Source organism: Clostridium sp. LS, from assembly GCF_002760435.1.
Taxonomy (GTDB): domain Bacteria; phylum Bacillota; class Clostridia; order Clostridiales; family Clostridiaceae; genus Clostridium.
On the sequence record NZ_AUUU01000152.1, the window covers coordinates 1 to 2,737 of the forward strand.

The window sequence follows — 2,737 nt, forward strand, 5'->3', positions numbered from 1 at the left end:
ATGACCCTTGCGGTTACAAAAATATTTATTATTTCGGTAAGCTACCACATAAGTCTGGTTTACATGTTGTTTATCTATAATATTTTAAAATAAGAAATATCTCAAACTTACATAATTCTTATTTATTACCTTCCTCCGAAGATACATCTATTCCTCTATGCTCTACAGCTGTAGAAAATACTATTTGAGTTTCTGTGTTTCCAAATTTCTGCAATTCACCGATGAAAGCATCTAGTTCCAAAGTAGTGTGATAGGCTACTTTTATTAGCATAGAATATTTACCTGTTACACAATTACATTCAAGTACATTCGGGCAGCTAGCTATGAAGGGGTAAAACTCCGGCTTTTGTTTTGGTGACATCTCCAGATTAATAAATGCTTTAATGTTATATCCAAGCTTTAATGGATCAACATGTGCTGAATATCCAGTGATAACTCCCGCCTGTTCTAACTTTTCAATACGCGCTGATACTGCAGGAGTTGATAAAAACACCTCTTCTGCTAAGTGCTTTAGTGGATACCTCGCATTTTTTTGTAAAAGTTCAATAATTTTAAAATCAATCTTGTCCATAATATCTATACCTCAATTCCATAAAAAATAAATTCACTATGTAAATGCTAAAAAAGAACATATCAAATAATCCTTTAATTATTGATACGCTCCCTTGCGTTAATTTATTAAATCCAATTTATTTAAAAACTTATTTTATAATCTAATTTATATTATTTGCCTTGTATAATTATTCAACCATACACATATTCCTATTTATATTTTAAAGTGAACATAGAAAATTTACAAGAGTTTTTTGTTATTTAAATTTATATTATTAACTTAAATCCTATGACTAATTGCCCCTTATGCAATAAAATCCATATTTTTTCACGTAATAGAATTAAGTATAATGAAAATATATGAAATCATCTCACTTATTCTTATTATTATCCTGAAATACCATCCATATTTTTCACAATAATCACGAATATTCAATAATTATCTATAAATCAAATTCGTTTTTTTCTATAATTTATCAACTTTATTAAATTAAGCATTTTTATATCTTATTTAATTTTAATTAAGTATATTATACTCATTTTTAGATTTTATTCACAATTCTTTTTCTAATATTTACATTAAATTCAAACCGTGATAATCTTCATTTCATAAGGATAAATAAAAAATAAATATCAATTCTTTTGAATTTAAATAAATAATTATATTTTAATTTTTAATAATATGAAAGCGGGGAATTATAAATGAAAACTCGAATGGAATCTGATTCAATAGGAAGTATGGAAGTACCAGCTGATGCTTATTATGGTATACAATCTTTAAGAGCAAATAATAACTTTCACATTACAAAGAAAACATTGCATAAAGACTTTATAATAAGTCTTGCTGAAATAAAAAAAGCTGCTGCTATTACAAATAGAGATGCCGGTCTTTTACCTACTACTATTGCTAATGCGATTATAAATGCTTCTGAAGAAATTATTTGTGGCAAACTACACGAAGAATTTATTGTTGATCCAATTCAAGGAGGAGCAGGTACTTCTGCAAATATGAATGCCAATGAGGTAATTGCTAATCGCGCTATTGAATTACTTGGCGCAACCAAAGGTAATTATGATGTTATAAATCCAAACGATCATGTTAATATGGCACAATCAACTAATGACGTATTTCCAACTGCCGGAAAACTAACAGTATTAAAAATGCTTCCTAGAACCATTGCAGCACTTCAAAATTTGTACAATGCCCTTAAACTTAAATCTTTAGAGTTTAACAATGTAATTAAGATGGGTAGAACTCAACTTCAAGATGCAGTTCCAATGAGGCTTGGTCAATCATTTAATGCCTTTGCATCAATGGTAGATCGCGACATAAAGCGTTTAAAAGAAGCTGAAAAAGAAATGCTGACTGTAAATATTGGAGCAACAGCTATTGGAACTTCAATAAACGTAAGTCCTGAGTATTTTGAAAATATCATTCCAAACTTAAAGAAAATAAGTGGATTTAATATTGTTCAAGCCAAAGATTTAATTGATGCAACTCAAAATCTTGATAGTTTCGTAAGTATCTCTAATGCATTAAAAACTTGTGCTGTAAATCTCTCTAAAATGGCAAATGATTTGAGATTATTATCTAGCGGACCAAAAACTGGATTTGCCGAAATTAATTTGCCACCAAAACAAAATGGTTCATCAATTATGCCTGGTAAAGTAAATCCAGTTATATTAGAAGTGGTTTCCCAAGTTGCTTTTAACATTATAGGCAATGATTTCACAATAACTATGGCTGCTGAAGCTGGTCAATTAGAATTAAATGCTTTCGAACCTGTCCTTTTCTATAACTTATTTGAGTCAATTGAGACTCTTGAAAATGCTACCATAACTTTAGTAAATAACTGCGTTTTAGGAATTACTGCTAATAAAGAAAGATGTAAAGAATTATTAGATAATAGCGTAGGCATTGTTACAGCCCTTTGCCCTTATATAGGATATAAAAAATCTTCACAAATTGCAAAAAAGTCCTTAGAAACTGGAATTTCTGTTAAGGAGCTAGTACTAATTGAAGGATTATTAACTCCTGAAGAGCTAGAAAAAATTCTCGACCCTGTTTCAATGACAGAATTAAATATTGATTCTTCAGGTATGGAATCAGGCATTGACAAAGCAATGTAAGGCACATGAAAATAAATAACAAGTCCAAAGTTGCCATGGATATTTTTCATCAGGC

General features: G+C 29.4%; 2 protein-coding genes. One reads left to right on the forward strand and one right to left on the reverse strand.

What is annotated here, in order from left to right; genetic code table 11:
- Positions 1 to 118: 118 nt before the first annotated feature.
- A complete protein-coding gene (locus COL3_RS24520) occupies positions 119 to 571 on the reverse strand; it encodes an Lrp/AsnC family transcriptional regulator (protein WP_008427708.1) in 453 nt (150 codons plus the stop codon).
- Positions 572 to 1,254: 683 nt separating this feature from the next.
- On the opposite strand from COL3_RS24520, the gene COL3_RS24525 reads away from it, so the two are divergent.
- Complete coding sequence (locus COL3_RS24525; protein ID WP_008427711.1) at positions 1,255 to 2,682, forward strand: aspartate ammonia-lyase; 1,428 nt, start codon at positions 1,255 to 1,257, stop codon at positions 2,680 to 2,682.
- The last annotated feature ends 55 nt before the right edge of the window (positions 2,683 to 2,737 follow it).